Source organism: Streptomyces curacoi, from assembly GCF_001513975.1.
GTDB classification, from domain to species: domain Bacteria; phylum Actinomycetota; class Actinomycetes; order Streptomycetales; family Streptomycetaceae; genus Streptomyces; species Streptomyces curacoi.
The window spans coordinates 712943-738054 of the sequence record NZ_KQ947984.1; the positions used below are offsets into that span (position 1 = coordinate 712943).

Below are 25112 nucleotides of genomic sequence, written 5' to 3' on the forward strand. Positions count from 1 at the left end.
GACGAGACGACTGAACTGAAGGACCGACTGAAGTGAATATCCGCTCCCTCACTAGAGGCGACGGCGTGGTGATCGGGGCAGCGGTGTTGCTGTTGATCGCGTCGTTCCTCGACCTCTATTCGATCGACGGGGCTTCCGACAGCGCCGACCTCCCGAACCTCTGGGGAAGCGGGCCGGTGCTGCTCAGCGTCGTCCTGGCCGGGATCATCGGCGCCGCGATCGTCGTCGTGTCCCGGGCTCTGCCGCAGGTACCCAAGGTCGCCGGCCTGGACCTCGGGCAGTTCGGCGCCGCCTTCACGGTCTTCGCCGCCTGGAGCTCGTTGGGCAACATCTTCGACGTGATGGGTGGAGCCGACAACGGCGGCACGGACATCGGCGTCAGCCCGGGCGTCGGCATGATCCTGGCCCTCATCGCGACCCTGCTCATGGCCGCCGCCGCCATCGCCACCCCCCTCGTCCCCGCCCTCCAGGCCTCCCTCCTCCCGGCCCCCCGCCCCGCCGCCCCCCAGCCCTACGGCGCCCAGCCCCCCGGCGGCTACGGCTACCCCGGCGCTCAGCAGCCGCAGCAGCCCTACGGTGGTCAGCCGCAGGCCGGGCAGCCCTTCGGTGGGCAGCCGCAGCAGCCGCAGGCGCCCGCCGCCGACTTCTCGCCGTTCTGGTTCGCCGTGCCCGTGCCGCGCCCCCTGTTCGCGGAGGACGGCTCGCCCACGCCGATCGCCGAACTCGCGCCGGGCACCTGGTACCTGGCCGTCGAGCAGCGCGGCCCGGCCCTGGTCGCCCAGACGCAGGACGGCCGCCGCGGCGTGCTGCAGGACACGTCCGGTATCCAGCGCGGCTGAGCCGACGAAGCCGTACGACGGCCCCTCACCCTTCCCGGTGAGGGGCCGTCGTCGTACAGTCGCAAGCCTCGAAGCAGATCTGACGATCCGTCAGGAGGCAGGCATGCGGCTCGGGCTCGCACTCGGTTACTGGGGCCGCGGCCCCTCGGCGGACCACGTACCGCTCGCCCAGGAGGCCGAGCGGCTCGGCTACGACTCCGTGTGGACCGCCGAGTCCTGGGGTTCCGACGCCTTCACCCCGCTCACCTGGATCGCCGCGCAGACGTCGAGGATCAAGCTCGGTACGGCCGTCGCCCAGATGGCCGCCCGCTCCCCCACCACCACCGCCATGCACGCCCTCACCCTCGACCACCTGTCCGGCGGACGCATGATGCTGGGGCTCGGGCTGTCGGGGCCGCAGGTGGTGGAGGGGTGGTACGGGCGGCCGTTCCCCGCCTCACCGCTGACCGCCACGCGCGAGTACGTCGATGTCGTACGGCAAGTCCTCACGCGGCGGGCGCCGGTCGAGCTCGCCGGGCGTTTCCACGCCCACCCCTACCGCGGCCCGGACGCCACCGGCATCGGCAAGGCCCTGAAGCCGATCACGCATCCCCTCCGGCCCGACCTGCCCGTCCTGCTGGGCGCCGAGGGTCCCAAGAACGTCGCCCAGACCATCCGGATCGCCGACGGCTGGCTGCCGTTGTACTGGTCGCCGAGCAGGCCCGAGGCGTACGGCGACGCGGTGCGCGACCTCCCGCAGGGCTTCCTCGTCGCCCCCATGGCCCGCGTCCAGGTCTGCGACGACCTCTCCGCGGGGCTGCTCCCCGTCAAGGCCATGCTCGGCTTCTACATCGGCGGCATGGGCCACGCGGCCCGCAACTTCCACGCCGATCTCATGGCCCGCATGGGGTACGAGGAGGAGGCCCGCCGGATTCAGCGGCTGTTCCTGGACGGGCACCGGGAGGAGGCCGTCCGCGCCGTCCCCGACGCCTTCGCCGACGAGATCTCACTGGTCGGGCCGCGCGAACGCATCGCCGAGCGGCTGGAGTTGTGGCGCAAGGGGCCGGTGACGGATCTGCTGGCGCTGGCACCGGACCGGCACACCCTGCGGGTGCTCGCCGAGCTCAACTCCTGAGCGGCCCGTCCGCCCGACCCGGTTTCATCCAGGCTTCCAGGGCTACCCGAAGGGCATGTCCCCTCGATATCGCAACGGTGCGAACCAGGCCGGCACGGTCATCGCGATCGTGGCCGACATCATGGCCCTGATCCTGGGTCTGTGGATCCTGATGTACCTGCTGGACGCCAACCGCGCGAACGACTTCGTGCAGTTCGTCCATGACGCGGCGCGCTGGCTGGCGGGCTGGTCCCACGACCTGTTCACGTTCGACGAGGCGTGGGCGAGGGTCGTGGCCGGGTACGGGCTGGCGGCGGTGGTCTACCTGTTCGTGGGTCACGCCATCGCCAACCGCGTGCACCGGCACTGAGGCCCTCGCGTCTCAGCCGCAGCAGTCCGGGTCCAGCCCCCTCGGCAGCTCCTCGCCGCCGAACACCTGGCAGGTGGCCTCGTGGCCGCCCAGCGCGGCAACGGCCAGCAGCAACGACCCCGCCGTCCACGTGGTCAGCTCCCGCGGCCAGATGGCGTCGTCCTCGAAGACGTACCCCGTCCAGTACAGGCCGCTCTCCGGATCCCGCAGGTGCTGGATCGACTGGAGGATCTCCAGCGCCCGGTCGGACTCGCCCATCGCCCAGAGCGCCAGGGCGAGTTCGGCCGACTCGCCCCCGGTCACCCACGGGTTGGGGACGACACACCGCACCCCGAGCCCGGGCACGACGAAGCGGTCCCAGCCTTCCTCCGTACGGGACTTGGCCTCGGCGCCCGTCAAGGCCCCGCCCAGCACCGGGTAGTACCAGTCCATCGAGTAGCGGTCCTTGTCCAGGAACCGCTCCGGGTGGCGCCGGATCGCGTGCCGCAGCGCCCCGACCGCCAGCTCCCAGTCCGGCTGCGGCTCCTCACGCTGCTCGGCGATCGCCAGCGCGCACCGCAGCGCGTGGTGGATCGAGGAGGAACCGGTCAGCAGCGCGTCCGCCGTCGCCGTGCCGTCCTCGTCCCGCCGCCAGCCGATCTGCCCGCCCGGCTGCTGGAGTCCGAGGACGAACTCGATCGCCGCGTGGACGGACGGCCACATGCGGTCCAGGAACGTGTCGTCGCCGGTGGAGAGGTAGTGGTGCCAGACCCCTACGGCTATGTAGGCGACGAAGTTGGTCTCGCGCCCGGTGTCGGTGACGTCGTCGAAGGCCCCGTCCGCGTAGGCCGCGTACCAGGAGCCGTCGTCGTTCTGGTGCCGCGCCAGCCAGGTGTACGCCCGCTCCGCTGCCGCGTGCTCGCCCGCCGCGTCCAGCGCCATCGCCGCCTCGACGTGGTCCCACGGGTCGAGGTGGTGCCCACGGAACCACGGGATCGCCCCGTCCTCCCGCTGTACGGCGAGGATCCCCGCGACGGTCGCGGCGGCCTGCTCGGCGGTGAGGACCCCGGGCAGGACGAGGTGTTCTGTCCGGGGGGTCGTCACTTGGCGTCCACCCGGGGGAGGTGGGGCTTGGTCGCGTAGGCCACGAAGCTCTTGCCGATCAGCGGGTTCAGCGCCTGCTCGGCGACCCGGGTGGCCAGCGGTTTCTTCATGATGTCCCAGACCAGCAGCTTGTGGTATGCCCGCACCGGCAGGGCCTTGTCGTTGTCGACGCCGAACGCGCACTTCAGCCACCAGTAGGGGGAGTGCAGGGCGTGGGCGTGGTGGGTGCCGTAGGGCTTGAGGCCGGCCTCGCGGATCTTCGCCAGCAGCTCGTCCGCCTTGTAGATGCGGATGTGGCCGCCCTCGACCTCGTGGTACTCGTCGGACAGTGCCCAGCAGACCTTCTCGGGGCCGTAGCGGGGGACGGTGATGGCGATCCGGCCGCCGGGCTTCAGTACCCGCACCATCTCGGCGAGGACGCCCTTGTCGTCCGGGATGTGCTCCATCACCTCGGAGATGATCACGACGTCGAAGGACTCGTCCGGGAAGGGCAGGGCCAGCGCGTCGCCCTCCATCGCCGTCGCGGTGGCACCCTCGGGGGCCTCCCCCGCCTCCTTCATCGCCGCGAACCACTTCGCGACCTCGCGGATCTCCTCACCGTTCTGGTCCAGCGCCACGACCTGGGCGCCGCGCCGGTAGCACTCGAACGCGTGCCGTCCGGCACCGCAGCCGAGATCCAGGACGCGGTCGCCCGGGGCGAGCGGGAACCGGGAGAAGTCGACGGTCAGCACGTGGGCCTGCTTTCGCGGTCGGAACGGTTGGAGCGGTGGGGGCGGTCGGAGCGGTCGGAACGACGGGAGCGGTCGGAACGACGGGAGTGCTGGGTGTCCGCGGTCGTGTGGGCGCCGGTCATTGGGCGGCCTCGGTCACACGCGCGGGTTCACCGGCCTTCGCGCCCTCGTACACGCGCGGCGCCTCGTCGGCCTGCGCACCATCGCGCACGCGCGGCGCCTCGTCGGCCCTCGCGGCCTCGGGCATCTCCGCGGCCTCGGATCTCCCCGCCGCGTCGGCCGTCGTCGCCCGGGAGGTACCTGACGAGGCAGCGGAGCGGCCGGGAGTGGGGAGCGCGGGGCGGTCGGCGCCCGCGGACCGGGCTATGGCCTCGCGGTACCGGGCCACCGTTCCCTCGGCGGCACGCGCCCAGGTGAAGTGTCGCAGGACCCGCTCACGCCCGGCCGCACCCAGCCGTGCCCGCAGTTCCTCGTCCCCCAGCAGCCGGCTCAGCCCGGCGGCCAGCGCCCCGGAGTCCCCCGGCGGCACCGCCAGACACGTCTCGCCGTCCCTCCCGGCGACCTCGGGAATCGCCCCGCCGGTCGTGGCGACCAGCGGCGTCCCCGTGGCCATGGCCTCGGCGGCCGGCAGGGAGAAGCCCTCGTACAGCGACGGCACGCAGGCCACCTGCGCCGAGCGCACCAGGTCGACGAGCTCCGCGTCGGAGATGCCCTTGACGAACTCGACGGCGCCTTCGAGGCCGTACCGTTCGACGGCCTGCGCGACCGGCCCCTCCGTGGGCCGCTTGCCGACGACGACCAGGTGGGCGTCGGGGTGCTCGGTGCGGACCTTGGCCAGCGCCTCGACGAGGAAGACCAGGCCCTTCAGCGGGACGTCGGCGCTGGAGGTCGTGACGATCCGGCCCGGGATCCGCCGTACCGAAGGATCCGGCGAGAAAAGATCGGTGTCCGCGCCGATGTGGACCACGTGGATACGGTCCTGTCGTACGCCGAGGTGGTCGACGATCTCCGCGCGGGAGGTACCCGAGACGGTCAGCACCGACGGCAGGCGGCGCGCCACGCGCTTCTGCATGCGGGTGAAGGCGTACCACCGGCGTACGGACATCCGCCGCTGCCAGCCCTCGGCCGCGTCCAGTTCCAACTGGCGGTCGACGGTGATGGGGTGGTGGATGGTGGTGACGAGGGGGGCGCCGACGTCGCCCAACAGGCCGTAGCCCAGCGTCTGGTTGTCGTGGACGACGTCGAACTCGCCGCGCCGGGCCCGCAGATGGCGGCGGGCGCGCAGCGAGAAGGTCAGCGGCTCGGGGAAGCCGCCGGTCCACATGGTCGCCACTTCCAGCGCGTCGATCCAGTCGCGGTACTCGTCACGCTTCGGGGTGCGGAACGGGTCGGGCTGGCGGTACAGGTCGAGGCTGGGGAGCTCGGTGAGGCTCAGGCGGCCGGCGCTGTCCTCGCCCTCGTCGAGGACGGGGTAGGGCTGGGAGCCGATGACCTCGACGCGGTGGCCGAGGCGGGCCAGCTCGCGGGAGAGGTGACGTACGTAGACGCCCTGGCCGCCACAGAACGGGTTCCCTTTATAGGTGAGAAGCGCGATGTCGAGCGGTCGCTCGCCGTCGGCGGCCGGATCCTTCGGGGACCCGGCCTCCCTGGCCTCAGCGGTCACTCTTGGCCCCCTTCTCCCTGCACTGTCCCGCGAGGTTACGCCGGGACGCTAATCTAGAACAAGTTTCAGACTTGATCGTTCAAGAGGCTCTGAATCTACCGGCAGGTAGCGCCGCTGTGAGCGATGGATCAGGTGATTCACGCCACGGCCGACGCCCTGGCATGCTCTGTCCGGTCACTCACCCTCACCGACTGTCACGGAACGGGATCCATGCCTGCGGAACCGAGTAGCGCGCTCCCCGCCTCCCCACCCCTCACCGAGCGGCAGGAGGCCCGCCGTCGGCGCATCCTGCACGCCAGCGCGCAGCTCGCCAGCCGGGGTGGTTTCGACGCCGTACAGATGCGGGAGGTCGCGGAGTCCTCGCAGGTGGCGCTCGGCACGCTGTACCGCTATTTCCCGTCCAAGGTCCATCTGCTGGTCGCCACGATGCAGGACCAGTTGGAGCACATGCACGGCACGCTGCGGAAGAAGCCGCCGCAGGGGGCGACGGCGGCGGAGCGGGTGGCGGAGACGCTGATGCGCGCCTTCCGCGCGCTGCAGCGCGAGCCGCACCTGGCCGACGCCATGGTCCGGGCCCTGACCTTCGCCGACCGGAGCGTCTCGCCCGAGGTCGACCAGGTCTCCCGGCAGACGACGGCGATCGTCCTGGACGCGATGGGCCTGGAGAACCCGACGCCCGAGCAGCTCTCCGCCGTCCGCGTCATCGAGCACACCTGGCACTCGGCTCTGATCACCTGGCTCTCGGGCCGGGCCTCGATCGCCCAGGTGAAGATCGACATCGAGACGGTGTGCCGGTTGATCGACCTGACGGCACCGGAGGCCGACTCGTAGCCTCTGAGACCCGCCGGGCCCTTCCGGCCTGACCCCACGCACCCGAAGTCCGCGCGGAACGCGCAGGTCGGGCCGTACCCTCGGAGTCATTCGCCGAACCGCACCGAAGGGGTTGGGGAGTTGGCCGCACCGACGGGGGGTCCGGTCGCGGACTTCTGCAGGGCGCTGGGCCTTCTTGTGCGCACCTGCCGCGTATCGCAGCGAAAGATCGCCGAGGCCCTCGGGCGGCACGGCACCAGCTCGGTCTCCGAGCTGCTGAGCGGGCGGCGGCGGAGGGTGCCGGAGTGGCACGTCGTCGAGACGATCGTCGGGCTGTGCGCGGCCGAGTGGCGGCGGGTGTCGAAGCAGCCGCCTGCGGGCATGCCTGTGGACCTTGAGTGGTGGAAGAGCCGGCACGCGGAGCTGGAGCGCACGGCGGAAGCGACGCGGGGACGGGGCGAGCGCCCTCCCACGCCGGTCGAACGCCCTCCCGCACCGGTCGAACGCCCTCTCGCGCCGGTCACCCCGCCCGAGGTAGTGAGCCTGCCCCTGACGCTCGACGCGACGGCGGTCGCCGGTATGAGCGTCGAGGAGGCGGTGCGCTGGCTGACCGACGGGCGCGTGAGGACGAAGGCCATCGTGGACAGGGTGATGACCCGGCCGCAGGACGGGCGCCTCGAACGCCAGGTCCTGAGTGATCTGCTGGCGCACTTCCCGGAGCGCGTGCGAGCGGCCCGCGGTGTCGCACGCGCCGCCCTGATCCAGGCCGCCCGAGTGGTGCTGGTGGCGGCTGCTGCGGCGATGAACCACGACCCTACTGAGTTCGGCGCCCTGGTCTATGGCCTGACCGAGGGCGGGCACGCCGCGCACACGCCCGCGCTGGCGGACCGCGGCGACGGCGGCCCGGACTACGTCCCGTTGCAGATCGTCAACGACTATGTGCGGCTGGCCACTCCGCTGGCCCGGTCCTGCCCGGAGTTCGCGCTGGGGGCAGGCCTCCCGGGCGTCGAGCTGAGCGGCGCGCCCACCACCGGTCTGGCGGAACTCGGACGGATCCTCTCGGAGTTCGCGAACGGCGACGGACTCCCCGCGCCCGAGGGGGCCCTCGCACCCGAGGGGGCGCTCCTACGCAGCCCGATCGCCCCTCTCGACTCCCCTGGTCCCCGGCTTCCCAGCCTCGCCGACGGTTACATCACCCCCCGCTTCCGTCTCGCCGCCGCGTCCCGGGACGCACGGCCCGGGATCGCCTCGGACAAGTGGTGGGACGAGCAGCCTCTGCACGACGACATCGAGCGCTTCCTCGCCGAGCACCTTCTCGGCCTCCCCGCCCTGCTGGCACCGCTCGTCGTCCTCGGCCACCCCGGCGCCGGCAAGTCACTGCTCACGAAGCTGCTGACGGCCCGGCTCCCGGCCCGTGAGTTCCGCACGCTCCGGGTGGAGTTACGGCACACGCCGGCCGAGACGGGCGTACAGGCGCAGCTGGAGCACGCACTCAAACGCCGTACAGGACGGGAGGTGAGCTGGCCGGACTGGTCGGAGGAGGAATCCGGCCCGATCCCGGTGGTCCTGCTGGACGGCTTCGACGAACTGCTCCAGGCAGGCGCGCAGAAGCTGGGTCAGTCGCGTCAGTGGGGCTACTTGCGGGAGGTCGAGGAGTTCCAGAAGCGCGAGGCACTGCAGCGCCGTCCGCTGATCGTGATCGTGACGAGCCGCACGGTGGTCGCCGACCGCGCGGACATCCCCCGCACCAGCCAGGTGGTACGCCTGGAGCCCTTCGACGAGGCGGAGATCGAGCGCTGGCTCAGCGTCTGGAACACCACGAACGCGGGGTACTTCACCCGAAACGGACTGCGGCCGCTCACACCGGAGGTCGTCCTCCCGCACCGTGACCTGGCGGCCCAGCCCCTGCTGTTGCTCATGCTGGCGCTGTACGACGCGGTCGGCAACGCCCTCCATCTCCTGCGGGACAGGGACATCACCCGCACCGAGCTGTACGACCAGCTGCTGCGGGAGTTCGTCCGCCGCCAGGTCGACAAGGACGGCCCGCTGCCCCCGGCCGAGGCGACCACGGCCGTGAGCCGCGAGCTGCACCGGCTGTCCGTGATCGCGCTGTCCATGTTCCATCGCGGCGCCCAGTCCATCAGCGGGGAGGAGGCCCACCGGGATCTGCGGGCGCTCGGCGAGGCGGATGACGCCTGCGGGTTGCTGTTCGGCCGGTTCTTCTTCGTGCACGAGGCGCAGGCCATCGTCACGGAGGAGCGGCTCCGCAGCTACGAGTTCATGCACGCGACCTTCGGCGAGCATCTCGCTGCCCGGCTGGTCGAGGGAGCGTTGCGACGGCTCGTCAGTCAAGGCAGCAGCCCCTGGGACGACGGCGAGTTGTACGCGTTGCTGTCCTTCGCCCCGCTCACGGACCGGGCACAGCTGGTGCAGAACCTGGGGGACATGCTGGCGGCATGGCCGGCGAACCGTGCGCGGAGTGACCTGGTGCCCGCGCTCCTCAGCCTGTTCCGCGCGGCCTCCTGGGACCCCGAGCACCGTACCGAGGTGGCGTACGCCCCGGTCCGGCTGCGCAGGAGGTACCGGGAGGCGGTGTACGAGGTGAACCTCGTGCTGATCGCGGTGCTGGCGGTGGGCGAGGTGTTCGCGTCGGAGCTCTTCGGCGACGCGCTCGCCCCCACGGCCGAGTGGCGCAGGCATGCCCTGGGGTGGCAGGCGCAGTTGTCCGTCGGGTCCTGGGCGACGGTGACTTCGACCCTCAACCCCGAACGCTGCTGGAGGCCGAACCCGACGGCGGACCAAGAGGAAGAGCCGGACCTCCGCCTCACCACGCGTCCGGCGCCGCTGGTCGACCATGCGCTGAACTGGTCACTGGGGGTGGGCCCGCCGAGGGCCTCCAGAGCGATGTCGTATCGGCTGGAGGAGCGTCTTTCCGACACGTCCGTCCCGGATCTGATCAGGCAGACCCGATTCGTGGGCGATCGTGACGTCGAGCATCTGCTGCATATCAGCTACCCGATGCTGCTCCAGCTGCCGAGTGCCCTGCACTCCTTCAGGCCCGAGCCCGGCATGCTGTACCACTCGGCAGCGCAAGCGCTGATCAACCTGCTGACGTACGACGTGTACGACTCCGTGGAACTACCCGGCCAGTACTTGCAGTGTCTGGGCTACCTCTCCACGCTGGAGAGGGCGGAGCGCAGCCCCTATTTGGAAGCCGTGATGCGTCAGCTGGTCCACGATGCGCCCGCTTTCAGCGACGAAGCCCTTGCTGACATGATCGAGGAGCTGCGCATCGCATACGGGGACGATCCGGCGGCCTTCACCGGGGCCGTGTACCAGACACTTCTGGATTTCCTCCGCCACGCCCTGGACCGTGGAAGCCCCCGCCTGGCGGAGCCTCTCGGCCACGTCCACGTGATCCTCGACGACAACGACCGCCTGGAAAGCCTCCTTGAGCTGACTCGCCTGAGCCACTCCACCCACACCTGGCGCTGGCGCGGTTCCCGGCGTGGCCCGGCCGCCCGCCACTTCGACCTCGTTCTCGAAAGCCTCGACCTCCCCCATGCAGCCACCACCCACCCCACAGCCCTCATAGACCTCCTCCGCCTCGCAGCAGAACTGGGCCTGGACGACTGGCTGACCACCCACACCCCGAAGATCCTCGCCGCCCTCCCACCCGCGGCCTTCGGTCTCCTCCGCCCCTCCGACCTCCCCCGCCTGCGCGCCGCGCTCCCGAAGGGCGCCTACGCCGAAGAGTTCGAGGACGTCGAGAAAGCCTGGCGGGCATGCAAATGACCTACGAGACGGGTTCCCTGCGCCGGTATTACCCGGATCAGGTGGTTAGGGGTCGCCTTCCGGTCTTCAGACCTCTCGGTCTTCCGACTTTCCGGCCTCTCAGCCCGGACCGTCGATGTCGGCCCCAGCGGAAGCTGTCCGCTTCCCGCCAGAGTCGGCTACTCCGGTTCGGGCTCCCTCACTCGTCCCGTAGGCCTATACCCAGAATAGAACTTATGCCCAGAAATGAAACCCCCTGAAAGGGGATTTTTCGGGCGCTACTCCTCCGGCGGAAACACGGGCTCCCCGCTCCCCAGCATCGTGATCACGATCGCCTCCACCGGGCAGTTCTCCGCCGCCGCCAGGATCGTCTCGTTCGCGTCGGTCTCCGGGTCGGCCGGATGGGACTGGCGGCCGGTGTCGAGACGGAAGCCGTCGGGGGCGTGGTGGACGCACTGGGCCGAGCCGATGCACACCGACCGGTCGACCTCGACGTGCCAGCGGTCGCCCATCCCCTATCCCTCCCAGCCCGCCGGGAGGTGGATCATCTTGTGCTCCAGGTACTCGCCGTAGCCCTCGGGACCGAACTCCCGCCCCAGCCCGGAGTTCTTGTAGCCGCCGAACGGGCCCAGCATGTCCAGGCTGAAGGTGTTCACCGAGTAGGTGCCGGTGCGGACCCGGCGGGCGATCTCGATGCCGTGCTCGACGTCGGCCGTCCAGACGCTGCCGGACAGACCGTAGTCGGAGTCGTTCGCGATCTTCACGGCCTCGGACTCGTCGCCGTAGGGGAGCAGGCAGATCACCGGGCCGAAGATCTCCTCCCGCGCGATCCGCATGGAGTTGTCGACGTCGCCGAAGAGCGTCGGCTCGACGTACCAGCCCTTCTCCAGTCCCGGCGGCCGTCCGCCACCCGTCAGGATCTTGGCGCCCTCCTCCTGGCCGATGCGGATGTAGTCGAGGTTCCTGCGCTGCTGCCGCCGTGCCACCAGCGGGCCCACCTGGGTCGCCGGGTCCAGCGGGTCGCCGACCACCAGCGCGCCCGCCGCCGCCGCGAAGGCCTCGGCGAACTCGTCGTAGCGGGTGCGGGGCAGGAGGATGCGGGTCTGGGCCACGCACGCCTGGCCGTTGTTCATCCACGCCGCCGGGACGACGCCGGCGACCGTCGTCTCGACGTCCGCGTCCGGCAGGACCACGGCCGCCGACTTGCCGCCCAGCTCCAGGGTCACGCGGGTGAGGTTGCGGGCCGCGACCTCCATCACGCGCTTGCCCGCGGCCACCGAGCCGGTGAAGGAGACCTTGTCGATGCCCGGATGCCCGACCAGGTACTCGCTCACCTCGCGGTCCGCCGGGAGGATGGACAGCACGCCCTCCGGCAGTCCGGCGTCCTTCGCGATCTCCGCCAGCAGATAGGCGTCCAGCGGCGATTCCGGAGACGGCTTGAGCACCACCGTGCAGCCGGTGAGCAGCGCGGGTGCGAGCTTGGCGGCGGCGACGAACTGCGGGACGTTCCAGGGGACGACGGCCGCGACGACGCCGACCGGCTCCCGCCGCACCAGGATCTTCCCCAGCACGCCGTCGCGCCGCTCCTCGTACGTGAAGTTCCGCGCGACCGTCATCGCCGCGTCCCACACCATCATCGCGCCGAGCGCCTGCGCGAGGACGCTCCAGGAGTACGGGGAGCCGTTCTCGGAGGAGATCACACGGGCGATCTCCTCGTGCCGCAGGGCGATTCCGTCCTTGATGCGGGTGACGACCTCGATGCGCTCGTCGAGCGACATCCGCGGCCAGGGACCTTCGTCGAACGCCTGCCGCGCCACCGCGACCGCCCGGTCGACGTCGGCCGGTGAGGCGTGCGGCACGCGTCCGATGACCTCTTCCGTGTGCGGTGAGACCACCTCGATGACGTCCGCGCCCAGGGGGTCGGTCAACTCCCCGCCGATGAACAGCTGTCCGTGTTCCACGAGCTCGGTCATGGCCGACTGCCTCCCCGGGAGCCTGACTCTGACGATCCATCAGATACACCGAACTGATACCAGTTCCACCCGACGGAGTCCACGGAGCGCACACCACTTCACGCCTACGCTGATCAAGTGAGGACGACGAGCAGCAGCCGTGAGCGCAGGCGGGCCTGGGCCGTGTTCGGGACGGCCATGACGACGGCGGTCTGCGGGGCCGTATGGATGGCCTCGGCCTGGGAGGACGTCAGCCGCAGCAACGGGGTGTCCGTCCACCGGGAGACGAGGAGCGACGAGGAGATCCGGGAGGACCTGAAGGACTTCCGCCCTCAGGATGTCGAGCCGGAGGAGATGCCGGGCTGGAACCCCTGCGAGCACTTCCCCTTCCTGCTCTCGACGGACTGCTGGTAGATGACTCGGGCTCCCATCGAAACGCGTTCTAGTTATAGTGGCCGAGGCGGCCGGAACGCATCGCGGCGATTGGGGATCCCATGGCGCAGGTGTACGACCACGGCGGCGGCGTCCGGTCCCTCCAGGTCCCCATCCCTGACAACCCGCTCGGCCACACCCTCGTGTACGTCGTCGACACCGACCGCGGCCCGGTGCTCATCGACACCGGCTGGGACGACCCGGCGTCCTGGGACGCCCTCGCCGAGGGCCTGACGGCATGCGGCACCGCGCCCGCCGAGATCCACGGCGTGGTGATCACCCATCACCATCCCGACCACCACGGTCTGTCGGGCAAGGTGCGCGAGGCCTCCGGCGCCTGGATCGCGATGCACGCGGCGGACGCGGCGATCGTACGGCGGACCCGCACCACCCGCCCCGAGCGCTGGTTCTCGTACATGGCGGACAAGCTCACGGCGGCCGGCGCCCCCGACGCGCACGTGGCCCCCCTGCGCGCCGCCCGCCGTCCGGGCACGCTGCCCGGCTTCTCCCCCGCCGCGCCCGACCGCGAGATCGTGCCCGGCGAACTCCTCGACCTGCCCGGCCGCCGCCTGCGCGCGATCTGGACCCCGGGCCACACCCCCGGCCACGTCTGCCTCCACCTGGAGGAGGACCACCCGGCCCGGCTTCCGGGCCACGGCCGCCTGTTCTCCGGCGACCACCTGCTGCCCGAGATCACCCCGCACATCGGCCTCTACGAGGATCCCGACGACACCACCGTCACCGACCCCCTCGGCGACTACCTCGACTCCCTCGAACGCGTCGGCCGCCTCGCCCCCGCCGAGATCCTCCCGGCCCACCAGCACGCGTTCACCGACGCCCCCGCCCGCGTACGGGAGTTGCTGACCCACCACGAGGACCGCCTCACCGGCCTGCTGGCGCTGCTGTCCGAGCCCCTCACCCCGTGGCAGCTCGCCGAGCGCATGGAGTGGAACCGGCCCTGGGACCAGATCCCGTACGGCTCACGGAACATCGCGATCGCCGAGGCCGAGTCACACCTGCGACGCCTGGTGAAGCTGGGGCGGGCGGAGGCGGTGGCGGGCAGTGAGCCGGTGACGTACGTGGCCGTACAAGGGGCCGACCGCTAGTCGCGCAGGAACGTGCGGATCAACTGTTCGGCGAGGGGGCCGTCGCCCACGGCGACCTGGGCGAGGATCACGGCGGAGGAGCCCCAGTCCAGTCCGGGGTCGCCGTCCCGTGCGTTGTCCCAGTCGATCACGTACGGGCCGTCGGGCGTGAGGGTGACGTTGTCCGGATGCAGGTCCAGGTGCAGCACCGAGCCCTGCGATCGGCGTGCGGGGACGCCGTGCAGCTGCCGCGGCAGGCGGGCCAGGATGCCGCCCGCCTCCCGCGCGCCCATCGCCCCCTCGGCGAGCGCGTCCCCGTACCGTCCCGGTAGCGGCGCAGCACCCACGCCTCGTCGAGCTCGTAGACGTCGGCGGTACGCCCCGACCCGAGCAGTCTCCCCACGGTCCCCTCAGCCATGGCCCGAACCCACCCGTCCGTACAGGCGGCTCTCAGGGGTTCGGTTACGGCCGGGTAGAGTGTCGGCGTCGTCATCACACCCGTACGGGGGGAAGCCGGTGCAAATCCGGCGCTGACCCGCAACCGTGAGCCACCCATGGCAAGCCGGATCGCCCCGCACGGGTCTTGTGACCGGCTCACGTGCACCGGCAACCGGCCGGCGCACGGCACCGTCGAGGTACGGAGCCGAGCCGCCCGGGGGTCTCCCCTGTGCTGCCCGGCTCCCCCTAGGGAAGGGCACCCGCCGATCATGTACGTCCGCCGCAGCGCCGCGGCCCTGGCCGCCGCCGCCGTGATCGGCACGGCCGCTGCCACGCCCGCAGTCGCCGCCGACTCCTCCCCGTCCCCGTCGCCGTCCGTGACGATCCCCGCCGGGCTGTACGGCGACGCCGACCCGACGTACGACGGGGTGTGGCGTCAGTCCCTCGCACTCATCGCGCAGAACCGGATGGAGTTGGAGCCCGCCGCCGAGGCGATCGACTGGCTGACCGGACAGCAGTGCACCAACGGTGCATTCGCGGCATTTCGCGCCGCCCCGTCCAAGGCGTGCGACGCCAAGGTCATGGTGGACACCAACAGCACGGCCATCGCCGTTCAGGGCCTGGCCGCGGTCGGCGAGCACGACACCGAGGTCGCGAAGGCGGTGACCTGGCTGAAGTCGGTGCAGAACAAGGACGGCGGCTGGGGGTACACGCCCGGCGGGGCCAGCGACGCCAACTCGACCTCGGTCGTGATCGGCGCGCTCAACGCCGTCGGCACCGACCCCGCCGAGGTCCGCAAGGACGGCAAGTCGCCCTACGACGCCCTGCTCAAGCTCGCCCTGCCGTGCGCGAAGGGCGGCGCCTTCGCCTACCAGCCCGACAAGAAGGGCAAGTTGTCCGCCAACGCGGACGCGACGGCGGCGGCCGTCGTCGGCGCGCTGGGCCAGGGCATGCTGACGGCGAGGGCAGGCGACAAGGCGGAGGCGGCCTGCGCCGATGGCTCCCCTCTCTCCCCGCGGCAGGCCGCGGCCAACGGCGCCGCGTACCTCGGCAAGGCACTCGACAAGGACGGCCACCTGAGGTCCGCCCTCGCCGGCGCCGAGGACCAGCCCGACTACGGCAACACCGCGGACGCGGTCGTCGCGCTCGCCGTACAGGGTGGTGAGTCGGCAGCCCAAAAGCCCCTGCGGTGGCTGGAGAAGAACGCCGTGACCTGGGCGAAGCAGAGCGGCCCCGCCGCCTACGCCCAGCTGATCCTCGCCGCCGACGCGGCGGGCGCCGACCCGCGGGACTTCGGCGGCACGAACCTGGTCGAGCAGCTCAACGCGACGGGCCCGGCACCCCAGAAGGCGGCGGACAAGGCCGCGGACAAGCAGGAGGAGGACGACAACTCCTTCGGCGCCTGGTGGTACATCGGCGTCTTCCTGGTCGTGGGCATCGGCATCGGCTTCCTGCTGAGCGGCCGCAACAAGGGCGGACGGCAGTGATCCGCCGCGTCGTCACCCTCCTCCTGGCCGCCCTGGTCCTCCTGACGGGCGCGGCCCAGACCGCCCAGGCGGCCGGCTACCGCTACTGGTCCTTCTGGGACCGCGACGGCGACAAGTGGACGTACGCGACCCAGGGCCCCGCCACCGCCCGCCCCTCCGACGGCGACGTCCAGGGCTTCCGCTTCGCGGTGAGCGAGGACTCGGGCAACGCGGCACAGCCGAGGGGAGCGGCCGCCTTCCAGGTGATCTGCGCGAGGACGCCTGCGCAGGACGGCAAGAAGCGGGTGGCTCTCGTCATCGACTTCGGCACGACGGCCGATGCCCCGGCGGGCGAGACGCCACCGGCTCGGCGTACGGCATGCGCGCGAGTGGCCACCGACGCCACGACGGCAGAGGCGCTCGCCGCGGCGGCCAAGCCCTTGCGGTACGACACCAACGCCCTGCTGTGCGCGATCGCGGGGTATCCGGAGCAGGGGTGCGGGGAGCAGGTGAGCGAGGAGCAGACGTCGGGAGAGGAGACGGGAAAGGAGAAGGAGGAGAAGGAGGAGAAGCCGACGACCGGCGCCGAGGACACCGAGTCGGACAACGGCCCGTCCGTGGGGCTGATGGCGGGGATCGCCGTCGTGGCGGTACTGGGAGCGGCGGCACTGTGGCAGGCACGCCGACGCCGGCATGGGTAACTGCGGACTGCACCCGGGCGCCTGGTGGCTGTGGTCCCTCGCCCTCGGCACCGCGGCCACCCGCACCACCAACCCCCTCCTCCTGGCCCTGCTCATAGCAACCTCGGCCTATGTAGTGGCGGCCTGCCGCCCCGACACCCCCTGGGCCCGCTCCTACACCGCCTTCGTCAGACTCGCCCTCGCCGTACTCCTCGTCCGCCTGGCCTTCGCGGCGGCACTCGGCTCCCCCCTCCCCGGCACGCACGTGATCGTCACCCTCCCCGAACTCCCCCTCCCGCACTGGGCGCAGGGCATCCGCCTGGGCGGAAAGGTCACCGTCGAGACCCTCCTGCACGCCGCCTACGACGGCCTGCGGCTGGCCACCCTCCTCATCTGCGTGGGCGCGGCGAACTCCCTCGCCAACCCCGCCCGCCTCCTCAAGTCCCTCCCCGGCGCCCTGTACGAGATGGGCGTGGCGGTGGTCGTGGCCCTCACCTACGCCCCGAACCTGATCGCCGACGTCCAGCGTCTGCGCGCCGCCCGCCGGCTGCGCGGCCGCCCCGACCGCGGCATCCGCGGCCTTCTGCATGTCGGACTCCCGGTCCTGGAGGGCGCGTTGGAGCGCTCGGTCGCCCTCGCCGCCGCGATGGACGCCCGCGGCTACGGCCGTACCGCCGACGTCCCGCCCCGCGTCCGCCGTACGACCACCGCGCTCACCCTCGGCGGGCTGCTGGGCGTCTGCGCGGGAACGTACGGACTGCTGACCGCCGAGGGCGGGACCTACGGCCTGCCGGTGCTGCTCGCCGGGCTCACCGCCGCCCTGGCGGGCCTTCGCCTCGGCGGTCGCCGTACGCCGCGCACCCGTTACCGCCCGGACCGCTGGGACGCCCGCGCCTGGCTGGTCGCCGGTTCCGGCGCCGCGGTCGCCGCCCTGCTGGCCCTCGCCGCCGCCCGCGACCCGGCGGCCCTGCACCCCGGCGTGGTCCCCCTCGTGGCGCCCACCCTGCCCTTGTGGCCCGCGGCGGCCGTCCTCCTCGGCCTGCTCCCGGCCTTCGTCAGCCCCGCCCCCCGCAGCCCCGCTCCCAAGGAGCCGTCGTGATCCGCTTCGAGAACGTGTCGGTGACCTACGACGGCGCCACCGAACCCACCGTCCAGGGCGTTGACTTCGAGGTCCCCGAGGGCGAACTCGTCCTGCTCGCCGGCCCGTCGGGCGTCGGCAAGTCCACTGTGCTCGGCGCGGTCAGCGGCCTCGTCCCGCACTTCACCGGCGGCACCCTGCGCGGTCGCGTCACGGTGGCGGGCCGGGACACCCGCACTCACAAGCCGCGCGAACTCGCCGACGTGGTGGGCACGGTGGGCCAGGACCCACTCTCCCACTTCGTGACCGACACGGTGGAGGACGAACTGGCCTACGGCATGGAGTCGCTGGGCCTGGCCCCGGACGTGATGCGCCGCCGCGTCGAGGAGACCCTCGACCTGCTGGGCCTGGCCGGCCTGCGCGACCGCTCCATCGCCACCCTCTCCGGCGGCCAGCAGCAGCGCGTGGCGATCGGCTCCGTCCTCACCCCGCACCCCAGGGTGCTGGTCCTGGACGAGCCGACGTCGGCGCTGGACCCGGCCGCCGCGGAAGAGGTCCTCGCGGTCCTGCAACGCCTGGTCCACGACCTCGGCACGACGGTCCTGATGGCCGAACACCGCCTGGAACGGGTCATCCAGTACGCCGACCGGATCGCCCTGCTCCCGTCCCCCGGCGCGGCCCCGCTCCTCGGCACGCCGGCGGAGATCATGGCCGTGTCCCCGGTGTACCCGCCGGTCGTCGACCTCGGCCGCCTGGCGGGCTGGTCCCCGCTCCCCCTGACGGTGAGAGACGCACGCCGCAGGGCGGCAGACCTACGGCAACAGCTTGAGGGGCGGGACGACAACGCCCTGAAGGGGCGCGGGGCCGTGGTCGATTTGCGGCTGCCGCCGCGTGACCGCGATCAATCGAAAACACCCACTCACCGCCGCTGGTTCCCACGCAGGCGCACCCCCGCCACCCCCACAACCTCCCACACAGCCGAAGTACAAGCCCTCGCCGTGACCCGCGACCGCGTCCGCGCCCTGCGCGGCATCGACCTCACCGTCACCCCCGGCGAGACCATCGCCGTCATGGGCCGCAACGGCGCCGGCAAGTCCACCCTCCTCAACACCCTGGTCGGCCTCGTCGCACCCACCACCGGCTCAGTCACCGTCGGCGGAGCCGAACCCCACCGCACCCCGCCCCGCGACCTCGTCCGCCGTGTCGGCCTCGTCCCGCAGGAACCCCGCGACCTCCTGTACGCCGACACGGTCGCCGCCGAGTGCGCGGCCGCCGACGCCGACGCGGGCGCAGCGCCCGGCGCCTGCCGCGCCCTCGTCTCCGAGCTGCTCCCGGGCATCGCCGACGACGCCCACCCCCGCGACCTCTCCGAGGGCCAGCGGCTGACCCTCGCCCTGGCCGTCGTGCTGACCGCCCGTCCTCCGCTGCTCCTCCTCGACGAACCGACCCGCGGCCTGGACTACGCGGCGAAGGCCCGCCTCGTCGCCTTGCTGCGCGACCTGGCCGCCCAGGGGCATGCCATCGTGCTGGCCACCCATGACGTGGAGCTGGCCGCCGAGCTGGCCCACCGGGTGATCCTGCTCGCCGAGGGCGAGGTGATCGCCGACGGCCCGACAGCGGAGGTCGTCGTCTCCTCCCCGTCCTTCGCCCCGCAGGTCACCAAGATCCTGGCCCCCCAGCGGTGGCTCACGGTCGCCGAGGTGCGGGAGGCCCTGGCATGACCGGGGACTCCACTCCTCAAGCCCGAGCCGTCCGCCTGGGCCCCCGCTCCCTCACCGCCCTCGTGCTGGTCAGCGCGGTCGGCGTCGCCGCGCTCGGCCGGCCCTTCCTGTCCCCGCCCACCGCGCAGGCGAGCGCCCATGCCCAGGACGCCCCCTGGTTCTTCACCTGTCTGCTTCTGCTGCTGGTCGCCGTCGTCGGGGCGACGATCTCCGAGTCCGGGCTCGGCCCGAAGGCGGTGGCGATGCTGGGCGTCCTGGCGGCGACCGGCGCCGCCCTGCGCCCCCTCGGCGCCGGGACGGCCGGCATCGAGCCGATGTTCTTCCTGATGGTGCTCAGCGGCCGGGTCCTCGGCCCCGGCTTCGGGTTCGTCCTCGGCGCGGTGACGATGTTCGCGTCCGCCCTGCTCACGGGCGGGGTGGGGCCGTGGATGCCGTTCCAGATGCTGTCGATGGGCTGGTTCACGATGGGCGCCGGGCTGCTGCCGGGCCCGGACCGGCTGCGCGGCCGGGGCGAGCTGCTCCTGCTGGCCGGCTACGGCTTCCTCGCCGCCTTCGCCTACGGCCTGGTGATGAACCTCCAGGGCTGGCCCTACTTCACCCCGGGCAGCTCACCCCTCGCCCCCGACCCGCACGCCGGGCCCCTGGCCAACCTCGCCCGCTTCGCCGCGTACCACCTGGCCACCTCGCTCGGCTGGGACCTGGGCCGGGCCATCGTGACCGTCGTCCTCGCCGTCACCCTCGGCCCGGCGATCCTCAAGGCGCTGCGCCGCGCCACCCGCCGGGCGGCCTTCGAGAGCCCGGTCACATTCGACGCTCCCACAGGGTGAGGGCCCGCAAGCGGACCGTCAGACGCGCGGTGAACCGGCCCACATGACCCACATCACCTACGATCCTCTTTAGTCGGACAAATCGGATGCCATGTACGCATCATAATGCCCACTGACCTGCACATTGAGAGCCAGGTCACACAAACGACCTTCCCCCCGCATACGACGACAACTAGCAAAAGCACTCATTGCGGACGCCGTTCCGGCCTGCTTCTCTGGACGACGTCGCACGGCGCCGACGTGCCCTCAGGGCCGCGGCGCCGACGCATGCCCCCGCCTCGCACCGCGTGGTTCCGGCATGCCCGCGGCCCACCGCCCCCGACGAAAGGTTCCCCGTGTCCGTCGTTTCTCTCTTCCGCCGCACCTCCGCCCCGAAGAAGGCCCTCGCCGGTGCCGCCCTGGCCGCCGCCACCGCCGGCACGCTGTTCGCCGCCGCCCCCGCGCAGGCCGCGACGACCCAGGCCTCCTCGGCGCAGTCGCTCGCGAAGAAGATGATCTCGGACTCGGCCCAGTACCAGTGCTTCTCGAAGATCGTCGACCACGAGAGCGACTGGAACGTCACCGCCACGAACACCTCCAGCGGCGCCTACGGCCTCGTCCAGGCCCTCCCGGGCAACAAGATGGCCTCCGCCGGCTCCGACTGGAAGACCAACCCGGCCACCCAGATCGAGTGGGGCCTGGACTACATGAAGGACCGCTACGGCAGCCCGTGCGGCGCCTGGAACTTCTGGCAGGCGAACGGCTGGTACTGAGCCACCGGCCGGTACTGAGCCGACCCCGCCCAGCAGACCGAAGGCGGCGACCCCCTGATCCCCGGGGTCGCCGCCTTCGCCTGCGTGCGGGCCTCGCCCGGGACGGGTCAGCCGGTGCCGACCTGGAGCTCCTTCACGCCGTTGATCCACGCGGAGCGCAGCCGGCGCGGGTCGCCCACCAGCCGCAGGTCGGGCATGGCGTCGGCCACGGCGTTGAAGATGAGGTCGATCTCCAGGACCGCCAGGGACTTGCCGAGGCAGTAGTGGGGACCGCCTCCGCCGAAGCCCAGGTGTGGATTGGGGTCCCGGGTTATGTCGAAGACGTCCGGGTTCCCGAAGACCTCGGGGTCGTGGTTGGCCGAGGCGTAGAAGATGCCGACCCGGTCGCCCTTCCTGATCTGCTTGCCGCCCAGCTCGGTGTCCTGTGTCGCCGTGCGCTGGAAGGAGACCACCGGGGTCGCCCAGCGGACGATCTCCTCCGCCGCCGTCGCGGGGCGCTCCCTCTTGTACAGCTCCCACTGCTCGGGGTGGGTGAGGAAGGCGTGCATGCCGTGGGTGATGGCGTTGCGGGTGGTCTCGTTGCCCGCCACGGCCAGCATCAGCACGAAGAACCCGAACTCGTCCGAACGCAGACTGCCCTCGCCCTCGGCCGCCACCAGCGTCGTGACGATGTCCTTCGCCGGGCACTCCTTCCGGTCGGCGGCCATGTTCATCGCGTAGGCGATGAGCTCGGTGGCCGACTCCTTCCCGACCTCCTCGGTGATGGCGTACTCGGGATCGTCGTACGCGATCATCTTGTTGGACCAGTCGAAGATCTTGGCCCGGTCGTCCTGCGGGATGCCGATGAGCTCGGCGATGGCCTGGAGTGGCAGTTCACAGGCGACCTCGGTGACGAAGTCGAAGGGGCCGGAGCGGTCCCGGGCGTGCGCGGCTATGGCGCGCGCCCGCGTCCGCAGGCGTTCCTCCAGGGCGCGTATGGCACGCGGGGTGAAGACGCGCTGCACTATCTGGCGGACCCGGGTGTGCTCGGGCGGGTCCATGTTCAGCAGGATCAGCCGCTGGGCGTCGATGGCGTCGCGCTCGATGTGCTCGTTGAAGCGGATGATCGCGGTGTTCAGGGAGGACGAGAACAACTCCGGGTGCGTCGACACGTACTTGACGTCCGCGTGCCGGGTCACCGCCCAGTAGCCCTCGTCCTGGAACCCGGCCACGTTGCCCGACTGCGGGATCCAGCGGACCGGCTCGGCCCGGCGCAGCTCGGCGAACTCCGGGAGGGGCACGCGGTGGTGCAGCACATCGGGGTCGGTGAAGTCGAACCCGTCGGGAAGCGCGGGACAGGGCATGAGGCAGCTCCTGACGGTCCATCAGCTAAGAGGGATTTCCGCGACCGTAGTAACGGGTTCTACAACTAGCAAGAGGCATGGGCTCCCCAATTGCCCGCACAACTCTTGCGGTCAGCGAGCCTCCGTCAGCACACTGCACACAGAACTAGAACGCGTACTAGTTCCGCAGAGCCTCGGAGAGGATCCGCACCCATGGCTGCCGAACCCGTGATCGTCGAAGCCGTACGCACCCCCATCGGCAAGCGCGGCGGCGCGCTCGCCAACCTCCACCCCGCCTATCTCCTGGGCGAGACGTACCGCGAACTCCTGGGCCGCACCGGCATCCCCGCCGACTGCGTCGAGCAGATCGTCGGCGGCACGGTGACCCACGCCGGCGAACAGTCCATGAACCCCGCGCGCACGGCCTGGCTGACCATGGGTCTGCCGTACGAGACGGCGGCGACGACCGTCGACTGCCAGTGCGGGTCCTCACAGCAGGCGTCGCACATGACGGCCAACATGATCGCGGCGGGCGTCATCGACGTCGGGATCAGCTGTGGCGTCGAGGCGATGTCCCGGGTGCCGCTGGGATCGGGGTCCAGGCACGGGCCCGGGAAGCCGTTCCCGGACGAATGGAACGTCGATCTGCCCAACCAGTTCGAGGCGGCGGAGCGGATCGCTCGTCATCGGGGACTGACCAGGGACGACGTCGACTCACTGGGGCTCGCCTCCCAGGAACGGGCCGCCGCCGCGTGGGCCGAGGAGCGCTTCAAGCGGGAGACGTTCGCCGTCCAGGTCCCGACCACCGAGGACGAGCAGCGCGCCGGGCAGGGCATGTGGCGCCTCGTGGACAAGGACGAGGGCCTGCGCGACACGTCCCTGGAGGCCCTCGCGGGCCTCAAGCCCATCATGCCGACGGCCGTCCACACGGCGGGCAACTCGTCGCAGATCAGCGACGGGGCGGCGGCCATCATGTGGGCGTCCAAGCGGATGGCGCGTGCGCTGAAGCTGAGGCCGAGGGCGCGGATCGTGGCGCAGGCGCTGGTGGGGGCCGACCCGCACTTCCACCTCGACGGGCCGATCGACGCGACGCGCGCGGTGCTGGGAAAGGCCGGGATGTCCCTGAAGGACATCGACCTCGTCGAGATCAACGAGGCCTTCGCGTCCGTGGTGTTGAGCTGGGCGCAGGTCTTCGAACAGGACCTGGAGAAGGTGAATGTGAACGGTGGCGCGATCGCGCTCGGGCACCCGGTGGGGGCCACCGGAGCCCGGCTGATCACGACCGCACTTCATGAACTGGAGCGGGCGGACAAGGAGTTCGCGCTGGTGACGATGTGCGCGGGGGGCGGCTTGGCCACCGGCACGATCATTCAGCGGCTGTAGTCCAACCCACGAACGCATTGAACGCGGCGGGGGCGAGGGTGAGGATCGGTCCCGCCGGGTTCTTCGAGTCGCGGATGGCGATGGTGGTGTGGGGGGTTTCGGCAATCTCTACGCATTCGCCGCCCTGGTCGCCGCTGTGCGAAGACTTGCGCCAGGCCAGAGGCCCAAGCGGTGCGCATTCGACGCAATCGCCGCCTTGGTCGCTGCTGTAGCTGGACTTACGCCACCGAGTCCCCGTCGCGATCGCGTTGCTCTCCATAGCGTTCCTCCATCACGCGTCGGATCAGCTCCGCCGAGTCCCTGAGGGAGAGGGCGGCGGCCTGAAGATGATCGTAACGGAGCGAGCAGTTCTTGACGGTGTCCGGGTTTGCGGTTGGGTGCCCGCTCCCGTAGCCCTCCATGTAGACAATGTCCGGGTCGCTCGCAAAGCGGTAGAGGTTGAATGAGCCTGTCAGCCCTGCGTGAGCTCCGACCGAAAACGGCAGCACCTGGATGTTGACCCGGGGGTTGCCCTCGAAGGCCAAAAGATGGGCGAGTTGTCCCCGCATGGTGTCAGGCCCGCCGATCTCCTGATACAGCGCGGCCTCGCTGAGGATCGTCCAGAAGACCGGCGGCTCCTCCTTCTCAAAGATGCGCTGGCGAGCGAGCCGTACGGCGGTGCGATCGTCGAGGTCGGTCTGGTCCAGTGCGCCGAGCACAGCACGGGCGTAGGCAGGGGTCTGGAGCAAGCCGTGCACCATGCCCATCTGGAAGGTACAAATTTCAGTGGCCCGCGCCTCCAGCTCAGCGACTTGCTGAAACCAGGCCGGAAGTTGACTACGCATCACCAGCTCATGCAGCCGGGACAGCAACCCACCCGTCCCCAACGCCACATCCGCCCGCTCGCTGAACTGCAACGTCGGCAGTTTCCGGGCCGTCTCGATCTGGCCGACCAGCGAACCGGTGCAGTAGACGATGCCCCCGAGCTGCTTCTGCGTGAGCCCCGCGGACTCGCGGTACCGCCTCAGCTCGAAGCCGTAGTAGTCGAGGGGCGAGGCGCCCGGGTCGAGGGTGTTGATGTGGGTCACGCAGCGGCCCCTCTCTCGCAACTCGGCCCACTTCGGGACCTGTTGTGTCCGTTCGGTAGCCCAGCGTAGTCGCACGAGGTCACCCTCGTAGCGTGAACGGATACATTCCCCCCACCTACCTGGCCCCCTTCCGCGCCCAGTACCGGCTTCGCCTCACCGCCGGCGCGCACTCGGCCCGCCACATCCGCAGCATCGCGCGCTCGCTGCTCGACGAGTGGGAGCTGGCCGAACTGACCGACGCCGTGGAGCTGGCCCTGACCGAGCTGGTCGCCAATGTCGTACGGCATGTCCCGGACCGGCGGTGTGAGGTGCTGATCCTGCGGCAGACGGCCGGGGTGCGGGTCGAGGTGACGGACGGCTGCGCGCAACTTCCGCTCTGCCCGGAGGAGTTGCGACCGGACGCGGAGAACGGGCGCGGACTCGTCCTGCTGGAGGCGTCGGTCGACAAGTGGGGCGTGGATGCCATGCGCAGGGGTGGCAAAACGGTCTGGTTCGAGTGCCGGGTGTGACGTTCTGTGCTCATGTGATCAGCTATGGCACAAAATC

General features: G+C 71.2%; 23 protein-coding genes, 1 pseudogene and 1 riboswitch. Of the genes and pseudogenes, 15 read left to right on the forward strand and 9 right to left on the reverse strand.

Translation table 11 applies throughout. The features are described 5' to 3' along the window. Positions 1-32: 32 nt before the first annotated feature. From AQI70_RS03180 to AQI70_RS03190, 3 genes are all read left to right on the forward strand, one after another. Complete coding sequence (locus AQI70_RS03180; RefSeq protein WP_062143733.1) at positions 33-839, forward strand: DUF5336 domain-containing protein; 807 nt, start codon at positions 33-35, stop codon at positions 837-839. A gap of 103 nt (positions 840-942) precedes the next feature. Then, on the forward strand, positions 943-1953 hold the full coding sequence (locus AQI70_RS03185) for an LLM class F420-dependent oxidoreductase (RefSeq protein WP_062143736.1): 1011 nt from the start codon (positions 943-945) through the stop codon (positions 1951-1953). Positions 1954-2008: 55 nt separating this feature from the next. Beyond that, the gene (locus AQI70_RS03190) at positions 2009-2302 is read left to right on the forward strand and encodes a hypothetical protein (protein WP_004001644.1); all 294 of its coding nucleotides are present in this window, start codon (positions 2009-2011) and stop codon (positions 2300-2302) included. 12 nt (positions 2303-2314) lie between these two features. Here the strand turns inward: AQI70_RS03190 and AQI70_RS03195 are convergent, their stop codons facing one another. The 3 genes from AQI70_RS03195 to AQI70_RS03205 all read right to left on the reverse strand — a co-directional run bounded on the left by AQI70_RS03195 (position 2315) and on the right by AQI70_RS03205 (position 5779). Then, positions 2315-3385, reverse strand: coding sequence for a prenyltransferase/squalene oxidase repeat-containing protein (locus AQI70_RS03195; protein ID WP_062143739.1), 1071 nt, complete (start codon positions 3383-3385; stop codon positions 2315-2317). Continuing rightward, complete coding sequence (locus AQI70_RS03200; protein ID WP_004001642.1) at positions 3382-4116, reverse strand: class I SAM-dependent methyltransferase; 735 nt, start codon at positions 4114-4116, stop codon at positions 3382-3384. The genes AQI70_RS03195 and AQI70_RS03200 overlap by 4 nt, the downstream gene beginning before the upstream one ends. A gap of 118 nt (positions 4117-4234) precedes the next feature. Next, the gene (locus AQI70_RS03205) at positions 4235-5779 is read right to left on the reverse strand and encodes a glycosyltransferase family 4 protein (RefSeq protein ID WP_062143742.1); all 1545 of its coding nucleotides are present in this window, start codon (positions 5777-5779) and stop codon (positions 4235-4237) included. A gap of 210 nt (positions 5780-5989) precedes the next feature. On the opposite strand from AQI70_RS03205, the gene AQI70_RS03210 reads away from it, so the two are divergent. Both AQI70_RS03210 and AQI70_RS03215 read left to right on the forward strand, forming a co-directional pair. Further along, positions 5990-6610: a TetR family transcriptional regulator gene (locus tag AQI70_RS03210; protein WP_037889292.1), complete on the forward strand. Its 621-nt coding sequence runs from the start codon at positions 5990-5992 to the stop codon at positions 6608-6610. 120 nt (positions 6611-6730) lie between these two features. Further along, positions 6731-10384 (forward strand): NACHT domain-containing protein, encoded by a 3654-nt coding sequence (locus AQI70_RS03215; RefSeq protein WP_159042604.1) that lies wholly within the window; start codon positions 6731-6733, stop codon positions 10382-10384. A gap of 257 nt (positions 10385-10641) precedes the next feature. On the opposite strand, the gene AQI70_RS03220 is transcribed toward AQI70_RS03215, so the two are convergent. Both AQI70_RS03220 and AQI70_RS03225 read right to left on the reverse strand, forming a co-directional pair. Beyond that, positions 10642-10875, reverse strand: coding sequence for a ferredoxin (locus AQI70_RS03220; RefSeq protein WP_004001638.1), 234 nt, complete (start codon positions 10873-10875; stop codon positions 10642-10644). Positions 10876-10878: 3 nt separating this feature from the next. Then, on the reverse strand, positions 10879-12336 hold the full coding sequence (locus tag AQI70_RS03225) for an aldehyde dehydrogenase (RefSeq protein ID WP_062143748.1): 1458 nt from the start codon (positions 12334-12336) through the stop codon (positions 10879-10881). Between the two features lie 117 nt (positions 12337-12453). Between AQI70_RS03225 and AQI70_RS03230 the strand changes: the two genes are divergently transcribed. Then, a complete protein-coding gene (locus AQI70_RS03230) occupies positions 12454-12729 on the forward strand; it encodes a hypothetical protein (protein WP_062143752.1) in 276 nt (91 codons plus the stop codon). Between the two features lie 80 nt (positions 12730-12809). Then, complete coding sequence (locus AQI70_RS03235; RefSeq protein WP_062143754.1) at positions 12810-13853, forward strand: Strvi_7410 family MBL fold metallo-hydrolase; 1044 nt, start codon at positions 12810-12812, stop codon at positions 13851-13853. A 29-nt stretch (positions 13854-13882) separates the two neighbouring features. Here the strand turns inward: AQI70_RS03235 and AQI70_RS03240 are convergent. Further along, a pseudogene (locus AQI70_RS03240) lies at positions 13883-14250 on the reverse strand (phosphotransferase family protein); the annotation flags it as partial. A 35-nt stretch (positions 14251-14285) separates the two neighbouring features. Then, positions 14286-14426: riboswitch (cobalamin riboswitch) on the forward strand. Positions 14427-14539: 113 nt separating this feature from the next. Between AQI70_RS03240 and AQI70_RS03245 the strand changes: the two are divergent. The 6 genes from AQI70_RS03245 to AQI70_RS03270 all read left to right on the forward strand — a co-directional run bounded on the left by AQI70_RS03245 (position 14540) and on the right by AQI70_RS03270 (position 20794). Next, the gene (locus tag AQI70_RS03245) at positions 14540-15757 is read left to right on the forward strand and encodes an SCO2321 family membrane protein (RefSeq protein ID WP_062143759.1); all 1218 of its coding nucleotides are present in this window, start codon (positions 14540-14542) and stop codon (positions 15755-15757) included. Beyond that, positions 15754-16437 carry an SCO2322 family protein gene (locus AQI70_RS03250; protein WP_062143762.1) on the forward strand — a complete coding sequence of 228 codons (684 nt, stop codon included), beginning with the start codon at positions 15754-15756 and terminating at the stop codon, positions 16435-16437. The genes AQI70_RS03245 and AQI70_RS03250 overlap by 4 nt, the downstream gene beginning before the upstream one ends. Next, positions 16430-17515 (forward strand): energy-coupling factor transporter transmembrane component T, encoded by a 1086-nt coding sequence (locus AQI70_RS03255; RefSeq protein ID WP_062143765.1) that lies wholly within the window; start codon positions 16430-16432, stop codon positions 17513-17515. Before AQI70_RS03250 ends, AQI70_RS03255 begins: the two co-directional genes overlap by 8 nt. After that, complete coding sequence (locus AQI70_RS03260) at positions 17512-19215, forward strand: ABC transporter ATP-binding protein (protein WP_062143768.1); 1704 nt, start codon at positions 17512-17514, stop codon at positions 19213-19215. Before AQI70_RS03255 ends, AQI70_RS03260 begins: the two co-directional genes overlap by 4 nt. Then, positions 19212-20042, forward strand: coding sequence for an ECF transporter S component (locus AQI70_RS03265; RefSeq protein ID WP_062143771.1), 831 nt, complete (start codon positions 19212-19214; stop codon positions 20040-20042). Before AQI70_RS03260 ends, AQI70_RS03265 begins: the two co-directional genes overlap by 4 nt. A 335-nt stretch (positions 20043-20377) precedes the next feature. Next, positions 20378-20794, forward strand: coding sequence for an aggregation-promoting factor C-terminal-like domain-containing protein (locus tag AQI70_RS03270; protein WP_062143774.1), 417 nt, complete (start codon positions 20378-20380; stop codon positions 20792-20794). Between the two features lie 107 nt (positions 20795-20901). Here the strand turns inward: AQI70_RS03270 and AQI70_RS03275 are convergent, their stop codons facing one another. Beyond that, positions 20902-22137, reverse strand: a complete 1236-nt coding sequence (locus AQI70_RS03275; RefSeq protein ID WP_062143776.1) for a cytochrome P450 — start codon at positions 22135-22137, stop codon at positions 20902-20904. 192 nt (positions 22138-22329) lie between these two features. On the opposite strand from AQI70_RS03275, the gene AQI70_RS03280 reads away from it, so the two are divergent. After that, positions 22330-23499 carry a steroid 3-ketoacyl-CoA thiolase gene (locus AQI70_RS03280; RefSeq protein ID WP_062143779.1) on the forward strand — a complete coding sequence of 390 codons (1170 nt, stop codon included), beginning with the start codon at positions 22330-22332 and terminating at the stop codon, positions 23497-23499. On the opposite strand, the gene AQI70_RS36985 is transcribed toward AQI70_RS03280, so the two are convergent. Together AQI70_RS36985 and AQI70_RS03285 are read right to left on the reverse strand one after the other, a co-directional pair. After that, positions 23483-23758, reverse strand: a complete 276-nt coding sequence (locus AQI70_RS36985; protein ID WP_079051125.1) for a DUF397 domain-containing protein — start codon at positions 23756-23758, stop codon at positions 23483-23485. The two genes, AQI70_RS03280 and AQI70_RS36985, sit on opposite strands and share 17 nt — an antisense overlap. Next, positions 23718-24566 (reverse strand): helix-turn-helix domain-containing protein, encoded by an 849-nt coding sequence (locus AQI70_RS03285; protein ID WP_062143782.1) that lies wholly within the window; start codon positions 24564-24566, stop codon positions 23718-23720. The genes AQI70_RS36985 and AQI70_RS03285 overlap by 41 nt, the downstream gene beginning before the upstream one ends. 92 nt (positions 24567-24658) lie before the next feature. Between AQI70_RS03285 and AQI70_RS03290 the strand changes: the two genes are divergently transcribed. Beyond that, entirely contained in the window at positions 24659-25075 is a 417-nt protein-coding gene (locus AQI70_RS03290) for an ATP-binding protein (protein ID WP_062143785.1), read from the forward strand. The last annotated feature ends 37 nt before the right edge of the window (positions 25076-25112 follow it).